This is a genomic window from Pragia fontium (assembly GCF_900638655.1).
Lineage (GTDB): Bacteria > Pseudomonadota > Gammaproteobacteria > Enterobacterales > Enterobacteriaceae > Pragia > Pragia fontium.
Genome location: NZ_LR134531.1, coordinates 1,880,634 through 1,901,163, shown reverse-complemented (window position 1 = coordinate 1,901,163; position 20,530 = coordinate 1,880,634). Strand labels below are relative to the sequence as shown.

The following is a 20,530-nucleotide window of genomic DNA, read 5'->3' as shown; positions in this document are numbered from 1 at the left end:
TGAAAACAAAAAACCCGCATAATGCGGGTTTTTTATTGCCAGAAACCGAAGAGAAATTAGTAGACTTTGCTCATCAGGTTAATATTCAGCGATTCAATTTTACCCTTGGTGAACTGAGCAAATGAAGTAAAGTGCTCAGACTGGTTATGTGCATCGAGAATAGGTTGTGAGGCCCAACGTTCAATAAATACATACACTAAAGGATTCTCTTTATCCTGGTGTAAATCATACTGAAGGCACCCTTCTTCAGCACGGCTGCTATCAACCAGTTTCTTTAACTGTTCCATTAACGGTGCCTGAAAATCACTCTTAATCGTCAATGTAGCAACAATGGTTATTTCACTCATTTAAATTCCTTAACATATGTTTATTGAATGCCTAAAAATCAAATTACTTAATTAACCATACCCGGTAGTTTTTACCTTTAATTTTTCCATTACGTAAACGTTCCAATGCATTTTTAGCACTTTTACGTCGGATAGCAACATAAGCTTGAGTATCAAATATGGCAATCTTACCGACTTCTGCCGCTGTTAATCCCGCATCGCCGGTTAATGCCCCTAAAATATCCCCCGGACGCATTTTCGCTTTACGCCCACCGTCAATATTTAAGGTCATCATATCCGCAACCACCGGCTGAATATCCGCATGGTTTAGTGTTGCCGAATCTCTCCACTCCAACGACTCAGATAAATAATCTTCAATCGCGTGAGCCCGTTGTAACTCATTTACCGTACAGAAACTAAAAGCCATTCCTTCTGCACCCGCTCGGCCAGTTCGACCGATACGATGAACATAGACTTCTGGATCGTAAGGCAGCTCGAAATTTATTACTAACGGTAATTCTTTGATATCCAGGCCACGAGCCGCCACATCCGTTGCGACCAGTACTCGGCAGCTTAAATTAGCGAACTGCACTAAAACCCTTTCCCGGTCCCGCTGTTCCAAATCACCATGTAGCGCTAATACGCTATTGCCAGAGGTGCTTAACGCGTCAGCGATTTCCTGACAGTCTCTTTTCGTATTAGAGAAGATGACGCAAGATTGCGGCTGATAGTGTGACAATATTTTTTGTAGCAAGCTGATACGCTGCGATGAACTAACCTCAAAAAACTGCTGCTCAATGTGAATGCGATCGTCCGCCGACTCGATAATAATACGTTGCGGAGAACGCTGAACATTGGCGCTCATCTTTTCGATATCCACGGGATACGTGGCAGAGAAAAGCAACGTTTGACGCTGTGTTGGCGTCTGACTGATGATATTATTCACTTCATCAGAAAAACCCATATCCAGCATTCTATCCGCTTCATCCAAGACCAGCACCTTCAAGTCATTCAGCGTTAAGTTTCCCTTGCGCAAATGGTCCTGAATCCGCCCTGGCGTTCCTACAATGATATGGGCCGGATGAGCTAATGAATCGATCTGCTGACCCATCGGTTGACCACCACATAAAGTCAGCACTTTAATATTGGCAAGATATCTGGCCAAACGCCTTAACTCTTTACTGACCTGATCCGCCAACTCTCGGGTAGGACAAAGTACCAGAGCTTGAGTACGAAACTCCCCTACCTGAATAGCGTTAAGCAAGCCAATACCAAAGGCGGCCGTTTTACCACTGCCGGTTTTCGCCTGAGCGACAACATCCTTCCCCTGTAGAATAGCGGGTAACGAGGCCGCCTGAATGGGCGTCATTTGCGCATACCCTAATTCATTTAAATTAGTAACTTGTTCTTCGGGCAGTGATAGATCGGAAAAAGATAATGTTGTACTCACGATAAGCTCTTTTTACACAAAATAAATAGGCTGGATTAAATACCAGACGAAGGGTAAATATTAACAGACTTTCCTTGCTATTGATGCCAATTCCTCTGCGCTTATTTTCCTGCCGTTCGTTTGATTATGACAAATAACCAAGGGTGACTAAAAACAGTTGACACTAATCCATAAAACTAGTTTACTAGTACAAATTATCAAACACAATAATCAGGTAATTATCATGATGACATGCACTGCAACAATGATTGATTGGTGGCGATTCATCCCTTAGCGGGTGGCCTGCTTGCATCAATTTGTCATCAGATAAAGCAACATAGCCAGAGCCCGCAAAATGTGGGCTTTTTTATTGCCTGAAAATGACATGCACATGCTCAACAGAAACATTTAAATCGGCGTATAACCATGCAAACACATAAACCGACCTTGCAATTACTCACCGCAGAGACGCCTTATCGGAGCGATCCTACGGCAATCTTTACCCAGTTATGCAATAACCGCCCAGCGACGTTGCTACTTGAGTCAGCCGAAGTAGACAGTAAACAAAATTTAAAGAGTCTGTTAGTGATTGACAGCGCGTTACGCATTACTGCGGAAGGCAACCGTGTAACATTACGTGCTTTAACCGACAATGGTAACGCCCTACTGATGTTACTCGATAACCAGTTGCCAGCAGGTGTGGAAAATCACATAAGTCATCACAGGCGAGAACTGGTTTATCCCACCAATAACGACCTTCTGGATGAGGATGCACGTTTAAAATCGGTTTCGGTATTTGATGCATTACGTCAACTGTTGGTGCTGGTCAATGTCCCGCAAGATCAGCGCGAAGCGATGCTCTTAGGTGGGCTATTTGCTTACGATTTGGTTGCAGAATTTGAGAATTTACCCGCATTACACAGCGACCGGCGCTGTCCAGACTTCTGCTTTTATTTAGCCGAAACGTTATTGATTCTCGATCATCAGAACGGTGTATCCCGTTTGCAAGCTAGCCTGTTTAATCAGGATGCGAATGAACAGAAACGACTGGAAATACGTTTAGCTCAATTAAAAGAACAGCTAAGTCACCCAGCCTCAACGATCGCCGCACCAACCATTGCTGATATGACGTTAACTTGCGACCGCAGCGATGAGGAATATGGCGATATCGTTCGTCAGTTACAACAATCTATTCGTCACGGTGATATTTTTCAGGTCGTCCCTTCTCGCCGCTTTATGCTGCCTTGCCCTTCTCCACTGGCCGCTTATCAGACATTAAAAGAGAGTAATCCAAGTCCTTATATGTTCTTTATGCAGGATGAAGACTTCTCCCTATTTGGCGCATCTCCTGAGAGCGCCCTTAAGTATTCTTCCGAGAACCGTCAGATAGAAATTTATCCGATTGCGGGTACGCGTCCTCGTGGCCGACGTGCCGATGGTTCTCTGGATAAAGATTTAGACAGCCGCTTCGAGCTAGATATGCGTACCGATCATAAAGAACTGGCTGAACACATCATGCTCGTTGACTTAGCCCGTAATGATTTAGCCAGAATTTGTGAGGCCGGTAGTCGATATGTAGCCGATTTGACCAAAGTTGATCGCTACTCTTTTGTCATGCATCTGGTTTCAAGGGTGGTCGGCACGCTCAGAAACGATCTTGATGCCTTACACGCCTATCAAGCCTGTATGAATATGGGCACGCTCAGTGGTGCGCCAAAAGTTAGAGCCATGCAGCTTATTGCCCAATATGAAGGGGTGCGCCGCGGCAGCTATGGTGGCGCGGTTGGCTATATTACTGCCCATGGCGATCTTGATACCTGTATCGTTATTCGTTCTGCCTATGTTGAAGATGGCATCGCAACCATTCAGGCTGGCGCAGGCGTTGTGCTTGACTCTAACCCACAGGCTGAGGCGGATGAAACCCGCAGCAAAGCCCGAGCCGTATTGAGAGCGATTGCCACAGCTCATCAGGCTAAGGAGATTTTCTGATGGCTGATATTTTATTACTCGATAATATTGATTCCTTTACCTATAACTTGGTGGATCAACTGCGATCCGGCGGTCATAAGGTCACTATTTATCGTAATGTGGTGCCCGCTGAACTGATTATTGAGCGTCTTGGTCAGATGAATAAACCGATCCTGATGCTGTCTCCCGGTCCGGGAAAACCATCAGAAGCCGGATGTATGCCACAATTGTTGCAGCAGCTGCGGGGAAAATTACCCATCATCGGAATTTGTCTTGGCCACCAAGCCATTGTTGAGGCTTATGGTGGTATCGTCAGCCAAGCTGGTGAAATACTGCATGGCAAATCCTCTCTCATTACCCATGATGGTTTAGCAATGTTTACTGGCCTACCTTCACCATTGCCCGTGGCCCGCTATCATTCTTTGGTTGGCAGCCATATTCCTACGGGGTTAACGGTTAATGCGCACGTTAACCAGATGGTGATGGCAGTACGAAACGACGAGGATAAAGTTTGTGGTTTTCAATTTCACCCAGAGTCAATCTTAACCACTCAAGGAGCCCGTTTGCTGGATCAAACTCTTGAGTGGGCGCTGTCGTAAGTCGAAAAGTCTTGCTAAGCACGATGAGCAATATTTTTATTTTTTTATGGCTAAATTAGTTGACAATAACCCATCAAACTAGTTTACTAGTACACAAGTTCAGTGAATCATTTAATACAGGCAAAATCATGATGACAGTTCAAATCGTTTTAAATCGTTGGTGGCGACCTCTCCTTTAGCGGGCGGCCTACTTGCAGCAATTTGTCATCAGATAAAGCAATTAGCCAGAAGCCCGCAATATGCGGGCTTTTTTATTGAATACGACTTTCCATAAAAGAAAAATAATGAATGACATCGGCGGAAATAACATGCAAACACAAAACAATATGCAACCTATCCTCAACAAATTATTCCGAGCCGAATCTTTAACTCAGCAGGAAAGTCAGGCTCTTTTCCGTGGTATTGCGCGTGGGGAGCTAGAGTCTTCTCAGTTGGCTGCGGCTTTAATCAGCATGAAAATTCGTGGTGAAACACCAGATGAAATTGCCGGTGCCGCGACAGCCTTCTTAGCCGATGCTCAACCATTCCCTCGCCCGGAATATGATTTTGCCGACATCGTCGGCACCGGTGGAGACGGTACCAACAGCATTAATATTTCAACCGCCAGTGCCTTTGTCGCCGCCGCATGCGGCATCAAAATTGCCAAACACGGTAACCGCAGCGTTTCCAGCCGCTCAGGATCGTCTGACTTACTGGCTGCTTTGGGGATTAAACTGGATTTACCCGCTGAGGCTTCTCGTCAGGCGCTGGACGATTTAGGCGTTTGTTTTCTGTTTGCACCTCAATATCACACCGGTTTTCGCCACGCGATACCGGTACGTCAACAGTTAAAAACCCGGACGTTATTTAATGTTCTGGGGCCGCTAATCAATCCCGCTCGTCCACAAAAGGCGCTGATTGGTGTTTACAGCCCTGAGTTGGTTCGCCCGATTGCCGAAACGTTAAAAGTATTAGGCTATCAGCAGGCCGCAGTGGTACACGGTGGGGGTATGGATGAAGTCGCAATTCATGCACCCACTCAAGTTGCAGAATTACGCAATGGCGAGATTGAATGCTATGAATTAACCCATCGGGATTTTGGCCTTAATCAGTTCACCCTATCCGACCTGGAAGGTGGAACACCTGAAGAAAACCGTGACATTTTGTCCCGCTTACTACAAGGTAAAGGCGAATTAGCTCACGCTTCTGCGGTTGCGGCCAATGTGGCAGTATTAATGAGACTTTTCGGACAGGACGATCTGCGTATTAACACACAACGGGCAATGGATATAATTAATAGTGGCGCTGCTTTTGAACGCGTTCAAGCCCTGGCAGCGAGAGGATAAATGATGCAGGAAACGGTTTTAACACGCATTGTACGTGACAAACAACTATGGTTAGCTGAGCGACGTCAACAACAGCCTCTTGAGAATTTTCGTCATAAGATTGTTGCCAGTGAACGGAACTTCTATCAGGCCTTAACCAGCGATAACGCGGTATTTATCCTGGAATGCAAAAAGGCATCGCCATCAAAGGGACTGATTCGTCAGAACTTTGATCCGCGAGCCATCGCTGAAAGTTACCGCAACTTTGCTTCCGTCATTTCAGTACTGACCGATGAAAAATATTTTCAAGGTAGTTTTGATTACCTGACGATGGTTAGCAATCAAGTCCATCAGCCAGTCTTATGTAAAGACTTTATTATTGATGCTTATCAGATCTATCTGGCACGCTTCTATCAGGCTGATGCCATACTGTTGATGCTTTCAGTACTGGATGATGAACAATACACCGCTCTGGCTGCCGTTGCCCACTCCCTCAATATGGGCGTGCTGACTGAGGTCAGCAATGAAGAGGAACTACAGCGCGCCATTGATTTACAAGCCCGAGTTGTCGGTATTAATAATCGGGATTTACGCGACCTGTCCATTGACCTTAACCGCACGCGCACCATGGCGCCACGGCTATCGGCATCAACAATTGTGATCAGTGAGTCAGGTATCCATAATTATCAGCAAATTCGCGAACTGAGCCAATATGCCAATGGGTTCCTGATCGGTAGCGCGCTGATGTCAGAACCTGAACTAGACTTGGCTATTCGTCGTATTATTTTTGGTGCGAATAAAGTATGTGGTCTGACCCGTGAGGAAGATGCCACCGCCGCTTACAATGCGGGTGCAGTTTATGGCGGTTTAATCTTTGTCGGTAAATCACCACGCTATATCGACTTAGTTCAAGCGGAAAAAGTCGTCGCGGCAGCACCGCTAAAATGGGTAGGCGTTTTCAGCAATGCACAACTGGAAGCCATCACTCTGGCGACTGAACGACTGAACCTTTCGGTGATTCAGTTGCATGGTAATGAAGATGCTCAATATATTGCTGATCTACGTGCCCGCCTTCCGCAACACTGCCAGATCTGGAAAGCACAAAGCGTAACCGACACACTGCCAGAATTAAACAATCCCGATATTGACCACTATCTGCTGGATAACGGCGCAGGTGGAACGGGGCAGGCATTTGATTGGCAACTGCTTAAAGACCAGCAACTGCACAATATTGTTTTGGCCGGTGGTTTAAACCCGACCAACGTCACTGATGCAGTTGAGCTGGGTTGTTGTGGCTTGGATTTCAACTCCGGTTTGGAAAGTCAGCCGGGCCATAAAGATATAGCGAAAATTAACGCAGTATTCAGCATACTACGTCAGTATTAATAACGATAAAAGTAGAAGACAAGGGATATCAAATGACATTACTTAACCCCTATTTCGGCGAATTTGGTGGGATGTATGTACCACAAATTCTTATGCCGGCTTTACAGCAATTGGAAGAAGCCTTTGTCAGCGCACAACGCGATCCGGCCTTTCACAGTGAGTTTCAAGAACTATTAACCAACTATGCCGGTCGGCCAACGCCCCTCACCCTGTGTCGTAATTTAACCGCAGGCACCAAAACTAAACTTTACCTCAAGCGTGAAGATTTATTGCATGGCGGCGCACATAAGACCAATCAGGTATTAGGTCAGGCTTTGCTGGCCAAACGCATGGGTAAAACCGAAATTATTGCCGAGACCGGTGCCGGTCAGCACGGCGTAGCCACCGCACTGGCTTGTGCGTTACTGGACTTGAAATGTCGTATCTATATGGGGGCTAAAGACGTACAGCGTCAGTCACCTAACGTCTTCAGAATGCGCCTGATGGGTGCCGAAGTGATTCCAGTTCACAGTGGTTCAGCAACCCTGAAAGATGCCTGTAATGAAGCATTACGCGACTGGTCTGGTAGCTATGAAAAAGCACACTACCTACTCGGTACCGCCGCTGGCCCACATCCGTACCCTACGATGGTTCGCGAGTTCCAACGCATGATTGGTGAAGAAACCAAAGCACAGATGAAAGAGCGTGAAGATTGCCTGCCAGATGCGGTTTTAGCCTGTATTGGCGGTGGCTCTAACGCTATCGGTATGTTTGCTGATTTCATTGATGAAAGCAGCGTGAGATTGATTGGTGTTGAACCGGCAGGACTCGGTATCGAAACCGGTCAGCACGGCGCTACGTTGAAACACGGTCGTGTGGGCATCTATTTCGGTATGAAATCCCCAATGATGCAAACCAATGAAGGTCAGATTGAAGAGTCTTACTCTATCTCCGCAGGTCTGGACTTCCCATCCGTTGGGCCACAGCATGCTTATCTGGACAGTATTGGCCGTGCGGAATACGTTTCCATTACTGATGACGAAGCCTTAGAAGCCTTTAAACTGCTCTCTCGCCGCGAAGGTATTATTCCTGCACTGGAGTCTTCTCACGCTCTGGCCTATGCCTTAAAAATGATTGCTGCCGAACCTGAAAAAGAACAGATTTTGGTGGTTAACCTATCAGGACGTGGAGATAAAGACATTTTTACCGTCCATGATATTTTGCAAGCGCGGGGAGAAATCTAATGAATCGTTATCAACAGCTTTTTAATCGTCTGGCGACTAAAAATGAAGGTGCATTCATTCCCTTTGTTACCTTAGGCGATCCTAACCCTGAGCTTTCACTACAGATTATCGATACCTTAGTTGCCGCCGGTGCCGATGCTCTGGAGCTGGGTATCCCTTTCTCCGACCCACTGGCAGATGGTCCAACCATCCAAAGCGCGACCCTACGCGCCTTTGACGCTGGAGTGACGCCGTCACTTTGCTTTGACCTGCTGGCGAAAATTCGGGCGAAATATCCAGAGATTCCTATTGGTTTACTGATGTATGCCAATCTGGTATTTACCCGTGGAATTGACGATTTCTATCAGCGCTGTGCCGATGTTGGAGTTGATTCGGTACTGGTAGCTGATGCGCCGATGGAGGAATCAACACCATTCCGTCTATCCGCTCAACGTCACGGCATTTTACCTATCTTTATTTGCCCACCGAATGCCGATGATGATTTACTGCGTCAGATCGCTTCTCACGGCCGCGGATATACCTACCTACTCTCGCGCGCAGGCGTAACCGGTGCGGAGAATAAAGCCCATCAGCCACTAGAACATCTGGTGAGTAAACTGAAGGAATATAATGCGGCGCCATCTATTCAAGGGTTCGGCATTTCAGAACCGGCACAGGTTAAAGATGCGCTGGATAGCGGTGCTGCTGGAGCTATTTCTGGCTCGGCAATCGTAAAAATTATTGAGCAGAATCAGCAACAGCCAAAAGTGCTATTGGAAACGCTGGCTGAATTTGTGCGTAATATGAAAGCGGCCACGCGCGGCAATTAATCTTTCTCATTTCAGTAAAACGATCGGAGAATGGGTAACTATTCTCCGATTTTTTATTCTAGTCCGTTGATAAATAGGTGTTGCACTCAGTTTCTCTTCATGGGGTTTACGCAATATGTTAAAAAAATTACCTATGTTATTTCTATGTTTTTTCTACATTGCAAATGTGAATGCCGGAAGCATCAATGGCGTAGGAATGAAAAAACTTGAAGTGAATGACCCGATAGATCAACGTCCGATGGCCGCCGTAGCATTTTTCCCCAGCCCTAATTCAACGGCAATGACCCAGATTGGCCCTTATCAAATTGAAGCCTCTCGCTCAGTACCCATTGAAGAAAATCGCTATCCCTTGATCCTGATATCCCATGGGAATATGGGGAGCATGTGGGGTCACCATGACCTAGCGTCATCTCTCACGCGGCAAGGATACATTGTAGTCAGCGTGACTCATCCTGGTGACAACTTTCAAGATACCCGCAGAGTTGGCACCACCAGTGCTATCTATGGCCGCCCTCTGCAAATTTCTGCCGCCTTGACCGCCGCGCTGAAAGACCTTGAGCTTAGTCAACACATTGACCCAAAACGAATTGGCTTCATTGGTTTTTCCGCAGGAGGAACAACTGGGCTTATCCTTGCTGGCGCAAAACCTATTCTTTCTCGCCTCGAAGATTATTGTTCCCGACGTCCTGACGATCGTCACGTTTGCGAAGCACAGGGACGAATAAACCACGATCGCCCCGAACTTATCCCTACTGCCGATCCACGTATTCGCTCGTTTGTGCTGCTTGCCCCGCTCAGTGTGGTATTCCCGCCAACAGAATTGAAATCGATCGCTGCTCCAATGCTGATATACGTTGGAGAAAAAGATCGGGAGTTATCACCTGATGAAAATGCGATAGCACTTGCGCGCGATATACAGTCTGATAATCAATTAAACATTATTCCAAACGCTGGCCATTTCACTTTTCTCGCACCCTGCTCACCGCAAATGGCGCGAGAGATATCCGCCTTATGCCTGGATAATCCAGATGTAAATCGCCTGGCAATTCATCAACAAATCAACATGGAAATTGCGAGTTTTTTGACGAAAACCCTTAGCCAAGCGACAAAAAATTAACGCTATCTACGCTGTTTTATTATGTTCGGCAGCATACATCGACAGGTAATAATTAAAATTTTCATCCCTCTCAATGCCCAACGCGCCAAAAACTTCCACCATAAAGCTGACTGGAGCGGTACCGGGTGCCGTGACAACATAACGATCGGCAACGGCATAAGGGACATTTTGGTAATAGGCCGCCCCGGCATAATTGAGTTGAGATAAGTTTTCTGCTGAATTGGAGGTATGACGAAGATGATCAAGCAATCCTGCTTGTGCCAATACTCGGGTACCATCGCAAATGCCGGCAACCACAATATTTTTCTTATGGGCGGCAAGAAGCAGTTCGCTGATATCTGGCGCCTTATTGGTTTGCCAAATAGTCCCGCCACAGACAATTAGCAAATCAAAACTATCGAGGGCAATGTCTTCAATCGCTAAATGTGGAGTAACCAGCATCCCGCTGGAAGAGGTCACCGGCACACCGCCAGGCGTAGCAAAACGCGTCTCAAAACCGTAATAACCACGGCCGACGGAATTGGTTAAGGCAATTTCCCAATCAGAAAAATTCTCAGTAAGAATAGTAATAATGCGTTTCATTGAGTGTCCTTGATGGTATTGGTTTGCGGAATTCTCATTCCTGCGGCAATACATAGAATAATCAACATGACTGTCAGTTTCTGTCAGTAGTCAACCTTGACCAAAAGGTTTACACCTTAAAAACACGTATACCCTCTTACTTTTCTATCACTCGCCCCAATGGCAGAACAAAACTAAACTCACTGCCCTGACCCGGCTGGCTTTCAATATTTAGCTGTGAGTCATGATGATTTAAAGCGTGTTTAACAATCGCCAATCCCAAACCGCTACCGCCGGTTTGGCTGGAACGTGATGGATCGACCCGATAGAAACGCTCCGTCAGATGAGCAATATGCTCCCGACTAATACCGGAACCATTATCTCTAACGCTAAATTTTGCACCGCGAGGCGTTAATGACCAACTCACGCGGATTTCTGTTCCCTCGGGAGTATGATTAATGGCGTTATACACCAGATTAGACATCGCGCTATAAAGCTGTTCTTGATTACCGGCAACCTGTAGCTGTGGCTCAATATCAAAATGAATTTGCTGGCGTTGATTGCTTAATATCTCAGCTTCACGGAATAAGGTATCCAGCAATACCGGAACGTTGATTGTTTCATTGAACTGATAACGAGGAGCGGCTTCAATACGTGATAGGGTCAAGAGCTGATTGACCAAACTGCTCATTCGTTCAGTCTGCCCTTTCATACTGGCTAAAGCTTTCTGGCGTATATCCGCTCGGGTTTCATCATCAAGCATCTCCAGATACCCCTGCAGCACAGTTAATGGCGTTTTCAGTTCATGGCTAACGTTGGTGAAAAACTTACGTCGCACCTCTTCCAACTGGCGTACTTGCGACACATCTCGCGCAGAAATCAGTAAATTGCCTTCATCATAGGACATGACTCGAAATTCAATATAACTACCATTGTTAAACCCCAGCGTTAATGGCTCATCAAAAACTTTATGATTAATAAAATCAGCAAACTGCGGATAGCGAATTAAATTAAGAATATGTTGACCATTATCTTCCGGCCAGCGAAATCCCAACATTTGCTGTGCCAGCCGATTACACCAAAAGATATGCCCGCTCTCAGTGCTCAGCACGACCGCATCCGGTAAAGATTCGGCCCCACTGCGAAAACGCTTAATCAATGAGGTCAATTCGCGACGCCGCTGTCGATTGCGATGTTGCATCTGATATAAGCCATAAAATAACGGCTCCCAGCTACCTCTACCCGGCGGTGGCATAATGCTGCGATCCAGCCATAGCCAACGAGAGAGTTTGAGCAAGTTATAAAAATGCCACAGCAGCGCACAAGATACCGAGATCAATAACAGCAGCGTCAAATGACCGATAAACAGGCTAAGTAACAGCGCCGGAAGACAAAACAGCAATAATTCAACAACAATTTTCTTCCACGACAAACGTTCTAGCACAAAGGCGTCCCTAATTTGATAGGTTAAAAGCGCGTTGAAAAACGGTAGCCCGAACCGCGTACGGTTTGCAGCATTTTATCATAGCCGCTGGACTCTAACGTTTTACGTAAACGACGCATAAATACATCAACCGTACGATCCTCAACATAAACGTTGGTTCCCCATACTTGGTTTAACAACTGCTCACGGCTATATACCCGCTCAGGATGGCTCATAAAGAAGTGTAATAACTTATACTCGGTAGGCCCCATCTCCAGCGGCACATCGTTTGCCATCACTCGGTGCGATGAGGGGTCAAGGATTAATCCGTTAAAGGAAATAGATTCATGTTCCGGCATCGGAGAACTACGGCGCATAACCGCTTTAATACGCGCCAATAATTCTTTTGGCGAAAACGGTTTGGTAACATAGTCATCGGCGCCAGATTCCAGCCCCAGCACTCGGTCTTCTTCTTCGCCGCGGGCAGTCAACATCACAATGGGGATATCGCGGGTCAAGGCCTCCCGCTTCATAGACTTAATCAGTTGAATACCTGAACCACCGGGCAACATCCAATCCAATAACACCAGATCGGGAAATGGTTCAGTCAATAACGTTTGAGCAATAGAAATATCGGCTGCCTCAATAGATTGGTAGCCATGCTGTTCAAGAACCAGAGAAATCATTTCCCGAATTGGTGCTTCATCCTCAACCACCAGTATGCGTTTTATCATGCGGGCTCTGCTCTTTGTTGTTTTATCAACACAATGCAAGTTGAATAATTATAGTGCATTTGCATTATGCTACAGATATATGACATTTTTATGACGTTAACCATCTTTTAATCTTAATCAATCTCGATGTTAAGTGGTTCTTAAGCTTCCCGCTGCGTATAATCTTTGCTGATAACCGTTGCTAGAGAGGATTCATGCGCATTATTCACACGTCTGACTGGCATCTTGGCCAATATTTTTTTACCAAAAGCCGGGCTCCAGAACACGCGGCATTTTTGCGCTGGTTAACAGAACAGGTTAAACAACATCAGGTTGATGCCATTATCGTTGCCGGGGATATCTTCGATACCACCTCGCCACCCAGCTATGCCCGTGAACTGTACAATCAATTTATCGTTGAGTTGCAGCAAACCCACTGTCAATTAGTGGTTCTGGGCGGAAACCATGACTCTGTCGCCATGCTTAATGAATCCCGACAGCTGTTAACCTACCTCAATACCCAAGTTATCGCTGGCGTTACGCCGCAGCCTGAACAACAGGTGATTGAGCTACATGATGCTCAGGGAAAACCCGCTGCACTGGTATGTGCCATTCCTTTTGTTCGCCCTCGGGATATTGTTATCAGTCAGGCTGGCCAGTCCGCTCAGGAGAAACAGCAGTCGCTGTTAGAGGCGATTGCTGAACATTACCGACAAATTTATCAATTGGCACAGGATAAACAACACCAATATCCTACACCTTTGCCAATTATTGTTACCGGACATCTCACCACCGTTGGCGCCTCAACCACTGACTCGGTACGTGAGATCTATATTGGAACGCTGGACGCCTTTCCGGCTCAACTATTTCCGCCGGCAGACTACATTGCCCTTGGTCACATTCATCGGCCGCAAATCGTCGCTAAATCAGACTATATCCGTTATTCCGGCTCCCCCATCCCCCTGAGCTTTGATGAAGCCAATCAGGAAAAAAGTGTGGTACTGGTAGATTTTAATCAGGGGCTTCAACCGCAGATAACCCTGCTGCCCATTCCGGAATTTCAACCTATGCGCTTAATTAAAGGCGATATTGATGAAATCAAAAGTGCCCTGAACGCTTTTCATGATTATCAGGGAGAAAAAACGGTTTGGTTGGATATTGAAGTTAACTCTCGCCTCTATCTGAACGATTTACAGCGACAAATTCAGCAGTTAGCCGAAACGTTACCCGTTGATGTGGTATTGCTACGCCGCAGTAAAGCGCTGACTCAACAGGCTATTCAACGTCAAGAAAAAGAAACCCTGTCAGAATTAACGGTAAACGACGTTTTTGAACGCCGTTTGGCTTTGGATAAAGACGAAAATGATAGCGACCAACAGCGAGAATGCCGAATACAGCAGCTCTTCCGCACGGTGGTAAATGAGATGGCCGAGGAAAATCAATCAACGGCAAAGGATGATACATTATGAGAATTCTCAGCCTGCGCCTAAAAAACATTAACTCGCTGAAAGATGAATGGAAAATCGACTTTACCCAAGCGCCGTTCTGCGACAATGCCCTGTTTGCTATTACCGGCGCCACCGGTGCAGGGAAAACCACCCTGTTGGATGCCATTTGTCTGGCGCTGTATCATAAAACGCCGCGCCTTAGCCCCAGCCCGACCCAAAATGAATTAATGACCCACCATACTGCCGAATCACTGGCGGAAGTAGAATTTGAAGTCCAAGGGATTGGCTATCGTGCGTTTTGGAGTCAACGTCGAGCCAAAGGCAGCGCCGAAGGTAACTTACAAACGCCGAAGGTGGAACTGGCCTATTTAAGCGATGGTAAGATTATTACCGATAAAATTCGCGATAAGCTTGAGCTAACCTCTCAGATTACCGGTCTGGACTTTAGCCGGTTCACAAAATCCATGTTGCTATCGCAGGGCGAATTTGCAGCTTTTCTCAATGCCGATCCTAATGAGCGAGCTGAATTACTGGAAGAGCTCACCGGCACAGAAATTTACGGTCAGATTTCAGAACAGGTCTTCCTGCGCCATAAAGAGGCCAGAAACCAGTTAGATACTCTGCAAGCATTGCTGGGCGGAGTTCAAATCTTATCAGAAAACGACCGTCAAACGTTGGAGCAACAGGTTACCCAGCTATTGATACAGGAAAAACAGCTCAATCAACAATCTCAACAGCAACTTAGTCACAAACAATGGCTGGAGAAGCAACAAGACTACCAGCGTATTGAAACTGAATGCCGGGCTCAATTAACCCACGCTCAACAACAATTACAACAGCAACAACCGTTACTGGATAAGTTGCAACAAAATGAACCAGCAGAGAAACTTCGCCCACTTTACAACGAGCGACAACGGTTACAGCAAGAATTAAAGCAGATGACCAGTGAACTGGATAAAACCGCCCAGTTAGCGTCATCTCTCAAGCAAGAAACCAGTCTGGCTCAAGCCAATCTGGAACAAATAGAACAACAACGTGCTACGCAATTAAAACAGCATCAACAAACCCGCGATCTGATAAATAATCAAATTACCCCCCTCGATGTACAGATCGAGAGCAAAACTCGTGAACAGATTCAGCTCAATACACAGTGGGAAAGTTTAAAACAACAGCAAACGATCCAGCAAACGGCGGTCAATAACGGTATTGAGCAGCAGCGAGTATTACTTACCCAACAAGACACGATTAGCCAATATTTTTCGCTTCACTCCCCTCATCAGTATTGGGGAGAAAATTTATCCCTATGGCAGCAACAACTTGGTCAGCTTAGCCGACAATATCCCGAGTTAAACGTTGTAAAACAGCAAATAGCGCATAAACATGCTGAGATTGCACAGCTTAATCAGCAGCTGAAAGAAGTGACATTGTCACAAGCCCAGAGCCAAACCGAACTACATCACTTACAGCAAACTTTTGACAAGACCGACGCTGAGTACCAGCGCATGCTATCACAGCAAGATTTAACCACTCTGAAGCAACAGCGCGATAGTTTCAGCCAAACTCGAGATATTCAACAAACGTTAATTCAATTGAATCAACGTTATCAGGAAACCCATAAACAGTATCAAAACGCACAGCAGCAGCTGGCTGAAATTACACTTAATATACAGCAGCTTAATGCAGATTTACTGATTAAACGCCAGCAATATGCCGATAAGAAAATCCATCTGGCGGATCTGGAAAAATTATCAGAACAGGAAAAATTAATTATCCGTTTTGAACAAGAAAGAGCCCAGTTAAAACCCGGCTCCCCTTGCCCGCTATGTGGTTCAGTGCAGCACCCCTTGCTTAACCAACATCAATCCAATCAACCAACGGATACTGAACAGCGGTTAAATCAGTTAAACACTGAACTACAGGTACTGCATGATGCAGGTATTGAGATAAAAAGCCGGATCACCCTGCAAACAGAGCAGCACAATCGACTTCAACCAGAATCGGATGTATTACAACAAAATCAACAGCGAATAGCAGAGCAATGGTCTCAATCCTGTCAACGGCTATCCCTAAGTTTTGCCATTAGCGACAATATACAGTTTGAAGCTTATCTGGAAGGTTTTCGTGTTCAGGAACAGCAGCTTTATCAGCAAATTAATCTGCTGGAACAGGCTGAACAGCATTGGTTACAGCAAAAAGAACGACTTAATAAGCAGCAAATAGTGGTTAAAGAAGCCCTACAGCGCGTGACCTTACTGACACAAGATATTGCTTATCAAAGTCAGAACAGTCAGCAATTAGAGCAAACGCTGCAAAACTTGCAGAATAACTATCAGGAGCTGCTAGCCCTGCTGCAAACCAATCTTGCTGCATACCAACTCCCCATGCCTGAAGCCGAACAGTATCAACAGTGGTTAACTGACCGGAAATCCGAATGGCAGCAGTGGCAAACCTATGTCATTCATCAAAAAGAGATTGACCAACAGCTGTCCGTACTTAATACCGATATTACTGCGGGAAAAACCCGGCTGGAAAATCTTACTCTACAGATTGAACAAAGTAGTGCTCAGTTAAATGCTCATAACAATGAACTCCAGCGGCTAAAACAGCAGCGGTTTGAACTCTTTGGTGATCAACAGACTGAACATATTAACCAGCAGCTTCAGCTGGAGCAGCAGACCCTTGAACAAACGCTGAATCAAACCAGAAATTGCTGGCAACAGTCTCATAATCGGTGGGTTGCTCTGAATGGGCAGCTATCAACTCTCCATCAACAGCAACAGTTGAAAATAGCGTCGGTGACTGATGTAGAAAACCAATTTACGCTGGCATTACAAGACAGTGAATTTAGCCATGAAACCGCCTTCCTGACGGCTTTACTGTCTGAAGATGAACGCCAACAGCTTACCAGCGAAAAAGAACGATTGCTGACGGGTTTAAATCAGGCGCATACCTTATTGAATGAAGCAGAGAAACGGCTACAGTCGCATGTGGCAACTCAACCTTCACATCTGGATATCAACATCCCCATTGATGAGCTCGAGCAGCAGTTAGCCAATCTGTCGCAGGAAAGCAAAGCCAACAGCATACGCCAGGGTGAAATTCGCCAACAGTTAGACAATGACCAGAAAAATCAGCAAAATCAACAATCTTTGGTTACACAAATTGAGCAATATCAGCAGCAGCTTGATGATTGGTCTTATTTGAATAATCTCATCGGTTCCAGTGATGGGGCAAAATTTCGTAAGTTTGCCCAAGGTCTCACTCTTGATCATCTGGTCTATCTGGCTAACCAACAGCTTAACCGGCTGCATGGTCGCTATTTGTTACAGCGTAAAGAGAATAGCTCGCTGGAGTTACAGGTGGTTGATACCTGGCAAGCTGATAATATACGCGATACCCGCACCCTTTCCGGTGGCGAAAGTTTTCTGGTGAGTCTGGCTTTGGCGCTGGCGCTATCAGATTTAGTGAGCCATAAAACCAGTATTGACTCACTGTTCCTGGATGAAGGATTTGGTACGCTGGACGCAGAAACGCTGGATGTGGCACTTGATGCACTGGATAACCTGAACGCCAGTGGTAAAATTATCGGGGTAATCAGCCATATTGATGCCATGAAAGAACGCATTCCGGTGCAAATCAGGGTTAAAAAGGTGAATGGCTTGGGCATCAGCAGGTTAGATGAGCAGTTCAGACATTAATCACTTTATCTATTTGTTTAGTCAGCATCATTGACCAAAATTAGCGCAAGAAGCATGATGATTGGTTATGATGGTGACTATGTTTATACAGAGCATCGCTCTTCTTAATGGAAATAATTATGTTGTGGTTTAAAAATTTAATGGTTTACCGCCTTAGCCGTGATATTCATCTTTCTGCTGATGAAATGGAAAAACAGCTAAAACCGTTAACCTTTAGCCCTTGTGGCAGTCAGGATATGGCTAAAACCGGCTGGGTTTCTCCGCTGGGATCTCACAGCGACGCCTTAACTCATGCCTCCGGCAATCAGATTCTGATTACCGCGCGTAAAGAAGAGAAAATATTACCGGCACCGGTAATTAAACAGGCACTACAGGCCAAAATCGAAAAGTTGGAAGCCGAACAACACCGTAAGCTAAAAAAGACTGAGAAAGATGCACTAAAAGATGAAGTGCTACATTCCCTGCTTCCTCGCGCCTTCAGTCGTTTCAACCAAACCAGCCTGTGGATTGATACGGTAAATGGCCTGATTATTGTTGATGCCGCCAGCGCCAAACGCGCTGAAGACACCTTAGCACTATTGCGTAAAAGCCTGGGCTCATTACCCGTAGTCCCACTAACGTTGGAAAGCCCTATCGAATTAACGCTGACTGAATGGGTCCGCTCAGGTAATGTCCCTGCCGGCTTTATTTTGCAGGATGAGGCTGAATTAAAAGCTATTTTGGAAGGTGGTGGCGTTATTCGCTGTAAAGCTCAGGAATTGGTGAGTGATGAAATTGCTGTTCATATCGAAGCTGGAAAATTAGTGACTAAGCTGGCTCTGGAGTGGAGTGAGCGAATTCAATTTGTCCTATCCGATGACGGTAGCTTGAAGCGCCTTAAATTTACAGAAACGTTACGTGACCAGAATCAGGATATTGATAAAGAGGATTACGCGGCCCGTTTCGATGCCGACTTTGCGTTAATGACCGGTGAGGTTTCCTTATTAATTAAACAGTTAATCGACGCATTGGGCGGAGAACATAAAGAATAATTTATACCTAATACGTGTTAATAGTACTGATGGAGATGCTAGACTATTTCCATTGATACTATTAACACAGCAATAATTACATTACGTAACCCTAATTTTAACCTGCAACTTGGTGCAGTAACGTGTAAAATAAGCTAACTTACAGTTAAAAACACCACGTACGAATGGATTACCGGAGGGAACGTTTGCATAACTATATCATTAATGACCGAGTGTTATTTAACACTTATACTGGAGTCCTGAGTCGTCTTGATGATCCCAAGCAATTAAGTACGCTAAGTAGTCATGCTAAACAGTTATTTCTGCACCTGATTGATAGTGGTTACCAAATAATCCCTTTTGAACAGCTGTCTGTTGACGTTAAAGAACGGTCAGACTTACCCAATGTTAACGCCCAAATTACGGCTGAATTAGATAACATCGTTAAATCTTTTCAACAAATTGGCGAATATGAGCCAATGATGATTGTCTATTCATACGGCGTTCAGCTCTCTACTGACGTCGAACTTAAGGTTATCTCCAGTTACCGCTCCTTTAATGAAAATGAACGAGAAAAACCCTATATTGCCAAAGAATCAGTGATTGATTCTACCGTTACTCTCGATGAACCAACGATTTCAGTTAAATCAAAAAACAACCGCTTTATTTGGTATTACACTCGTATTGTTTTGGTCATCTCGCTGTCTATTTTTCTACTTTATTTTGCGCTGAATTTATTTTCCTCCAAACCTGATTATTTTGCCGATTATCACTATCAAGGCAAATATCAGCAATGCAGCGTATTTATTCATAATCAAAAGCCCACCGATCTGGTGCATCTGAAACTCCGTCTGGAAGAGTTTAACGTTGCCTGTGATACTCCCCATAATATCTACGTGAGTATACCGGCTGACGATAGACGAGAATCGTATCAAGTTTGTGGCGGTAATCCAGATCAAGAGCAAGCCCCTTGTGTAAGCTATTATGTGGTGAAAGTTAAATGAGAAATATAAAGTTAACCGTCATTACTACACTTATTGTTACTGCCCTGTTTTTTAGTGGTATTTATCTGTTTTACTTTAGCCATCAAAACAACTTTAGTTGCTCAACTAATGCCACGTTTTTATTCGAAACCAATAAGCAAGAAAGTGAAGCGCAGATGGTTTCCCATATGCAATTTCGTTTTAACAACGGTAAAGGCATTAATCTGATAACCGGATACTTACAATTTAGCGGGCGTGAATACGTGATTAATCGTAAAGTCATGTTTGACTATACCACCAACAAAAATCACAGTTATTCGCTGGTCAATACCGACGTTATTATGGAAAAAACGGATAATTTACCTAAAGATTTAGCTGAGCGTTATCTTTATCGTTTTAGCGTAGAGAAGCACCGCGCGACTCATCTAACCATTATTAATATGAATAGCGGAAAAAAATTATTCAGCAGCGGCACCCTGCCGTATTTCATCTGTGAATAAGTTATCTGGCCATTACATGGCCGGATAAATACC

At 45.2% G+C, this 20,530-nt stretch carries 15 protein-coding genes, 2 pseudogenes and 2 other annotated features; of the genes and pseudogenes, 12 read left to right on the top strand and 5 right to left on the bottom strand.

The window, feature by feature from the left end:
- Positions 1-56 precede the first annotated feature (56 nt).
- Both EL341_RS08220 and dbpA read right to left on the bottom strand, forming a co-directional pair.
- Complete coding sequence (locus EL341_RS08220) at positions 57-347, bottom strand: putative quinol monooxygenase (RefSeq protein WP_047780941.1); 291 nt, start codon at positions 345-347, stop codon at positions 57-59.
- Positions 348-390: 43 nt separating this feature from the next.
- On the bottom strand, positions 391-1,776 hold the full coding sequence (dbpA, locus tag EL341_RS08215) for an ATP-dependent RNA helicase DbpA (protein ID WP_074822964.1): 1,386 nt from the start codon (positions 1,774-1,776) through the stop codon (positions 391-393).
- 247 nt (positions 1,777-2,023) lie between these two features.
- Positions 2,024-2,126, top strand: a sequence feature (Trp leader region).
- 55 nt (positions 2,127-2,181) lie between these two features.
- Between dbpA and EL341_RS08210 the strand changes: the two genes are divergently transcribed.
- The 7 genes and pseudogenes from EL341_RS08210 to EL341_RS08180 all read left to right on the top strand — a co-directional run bounded on the left by EL341_RS08210 (position 2,182) and on the right by EL341_RS08180 (position 10,161).
- Positions 2,182-3,744, top strand: coding sequence for an anthranilate synthase component 1 (locus tag EL341_RS08210; protein WP_047780939.1), 1,563 nt, complete (start codon positions 2,182-2,184; stop codon positions 3,742-3,744).
- Positions 3,744-4,313: pseudogene (locus tag EL341_RS08205) on the top strand (glutamine amidotransferase-related protein); the annotation flags it as partial. The gene EL341_RS08210 and the pseudogene EL341_RS08205, both read left to right, overlap by 1 nt.
- A gap of 161 nt (positions 4,314-4,474) precedes the next feature.
- Positions 4,475-4,577: a sequence feature (Trp leader region), on the top strand.
- 65 nt (positions 4,578-4,642) lie between these two features.
- A pseudogene (gene trpD, locus EL341_RS08200) lies at positions 4,643-5,647 on the top strand (anthranilate phosphoribosyltransferase); the annotation flags it as partial.
- Positions 5,648-5,650: 3 nt separating this feature from the next.
- Positions 5,651-7,012, top strand: coding sequence for a bifunctional indole-3-glycerol-phosphate synthase TrpC/phosphoribosylanthranilate isomerase TrpF (gene trpCF / locus EL341_RS08195; RefSeq protein ID WP_114986591.1), 1,362 nt, complete (start codon positions 5,651-5,653; stop codon positions 7,010-7,012).
- Positions 7,013-7,044: 32 nt separating this feature from the next.
- Positions 7,045-8,235 (top strand): tryptophan synthase subunit beta, encoded by a 1,191-nt coding sequence (trpB, locus tag EL341_RS08190; protein ID WP_047780936.1) that lies wholly within the window; start codon positions 7,045-7,047, stop codon positions 8,233-8,235.
- Positions 8,235-9,044 carry a tryptophan synthase subunit alpha gene (gene trpA / locus EL341_RS08185; RefSeq protein ID WP_114986590.1) on the top strand — a complete coding sequence of 270 codons (810 nt, stop codon included), beginning with the start codon at positions 8,235-8,237 and terminating at the stop codon, positions 9,042-9,044. The genes trpB and trpA overlap by 1 nt, the downstream gene beginning before the upstream one ends.
- 196 nt (positions 9,045-9,240) lie before the next feature.
- Entirely contained in the window at positions 9,241-10,161 is a 921-nt protein-coding gene (locus tag EL341_RS08180; protein WP_197723521.1) for an alpha/beta hydrolase family protein, read from the top strand.
- A 6-nt stretch (positions 10,162-10,167) separates the two neighbouring features.
- Here EL341_RS08180 and EL341_RS08175 read toward each other — a convergent pair whose 3' ends face one another.
- The 3 genes from EL341_RS08175 to phoB form a co-directional block, all read right to left on the bottom strand.
- On the bottom strand, positions 10,168-10,743 hold the full coding sequence (locus tag EL341_RS08175; protein WP_114986588.1) for a type 1 glutamine amidotransferase family protein: 576 nt from the start codon (positions 10,741-10,743) through the stop codon (positions 10,168-10,170).
- A 136-nt stretch (positions 10,744-10,879) separates the two neighbouring features.
- Positions 10,880-12,166, bottom strand: coding sequence for a phosphate regulon sensor histidine kinase PhoR (gene phoR, locus EL341_RS08170; RefSeq protein ID WP_047780933.1), 1,287 nt, complete (start codon positions 12,164-12,166; stop codon positions 10,880-10,882).
- A 23-nt stretch (positions 12,167-12,189) separates the two neighbouring features.
- Positions 12,190-12,879 carry a phosphate regulon transcriptional regulator PhoB gene (phoB, locus tag EL341_RS08165; protein ID WP_047780932.1) on the bottom strand — a complete coding sequence of 230 codons (690 nt, stop codon included), beginning with the start codon at positions 12,877-12,879 and terminating at the stop codon, positions 12,190-12,192.
- 194 nt (positions 12,880-13,073) lie between these two features.
- Between phoB and sbcD the strand changes: the two genes are divergently transcribed.
- The 5 genes from sbcD to EL341_RS08140 all read left to right on the top strand — a co-directional run bounded on the left by sbcD (position 13,074) and on the right by EL341_RS08140 (position 20,497).
- Entirely contained in the window at positions 13,074-14,327 is a 1,254-nt protein-coding gene (gene sbcD, locus EL341_RS08160; RefSeq protein ID WP_047780931.1) for an exonuclease subunit SbcD, read from the top strand.
- On the top strand, positions 14,324-18,004 hold the full coding sequence (locus EL341_RS08155) for an AAA family ATPase (protein ID WP_114986587.1): 3,681 nt from the start codon (positions 14,324-14,326) through the stop codon (positions 18,002-18,004). Before sbcD ends, EL341_RS08155 begins: the two co-directional genes overlap by 4 nt.
- 119 nt (positions 18,005-18,123) lie before the next feature.
- Positions 18,124-19,035 (top strand): recombination-associated protein RdgC, encoded by a 912-nt coding sequence (gene rdgC / locus EL341_RS08150; RefSeq protein ID WP_047780929.1) that lies wholly within the window; start codon positions 18,124-18,126, stop codon positions 19,033-19,035.
- Between the two features lie 185 nt (positions 19,036-19,220).
- Positions 19,221-20,018, top strand: coding sequence for a hypothetical protein (locus EL341_RS08145; protein WP_114986586.1), 798 nt, complete (start codon positions 19,221-19,223; stop codon positions 20,016-20,018).
- Positions 20,015-20,497: a FidL-like protein gene (locus EL341_RS08140; RefSeq protein WP_114986585.1), complete on the top strand. Its 483-nt coding sequence runs from the start codon at positions 20,015-20,017 to the stop codon at positions 20,495-20,497. Before EL341_RS08145 ends, EL341_RS08140 begins: the two co-directional genes overlap by 4 nt.
- The last annotated feature ends 33 nt before the right edge of the window (positions 20,498-20,530 follow it).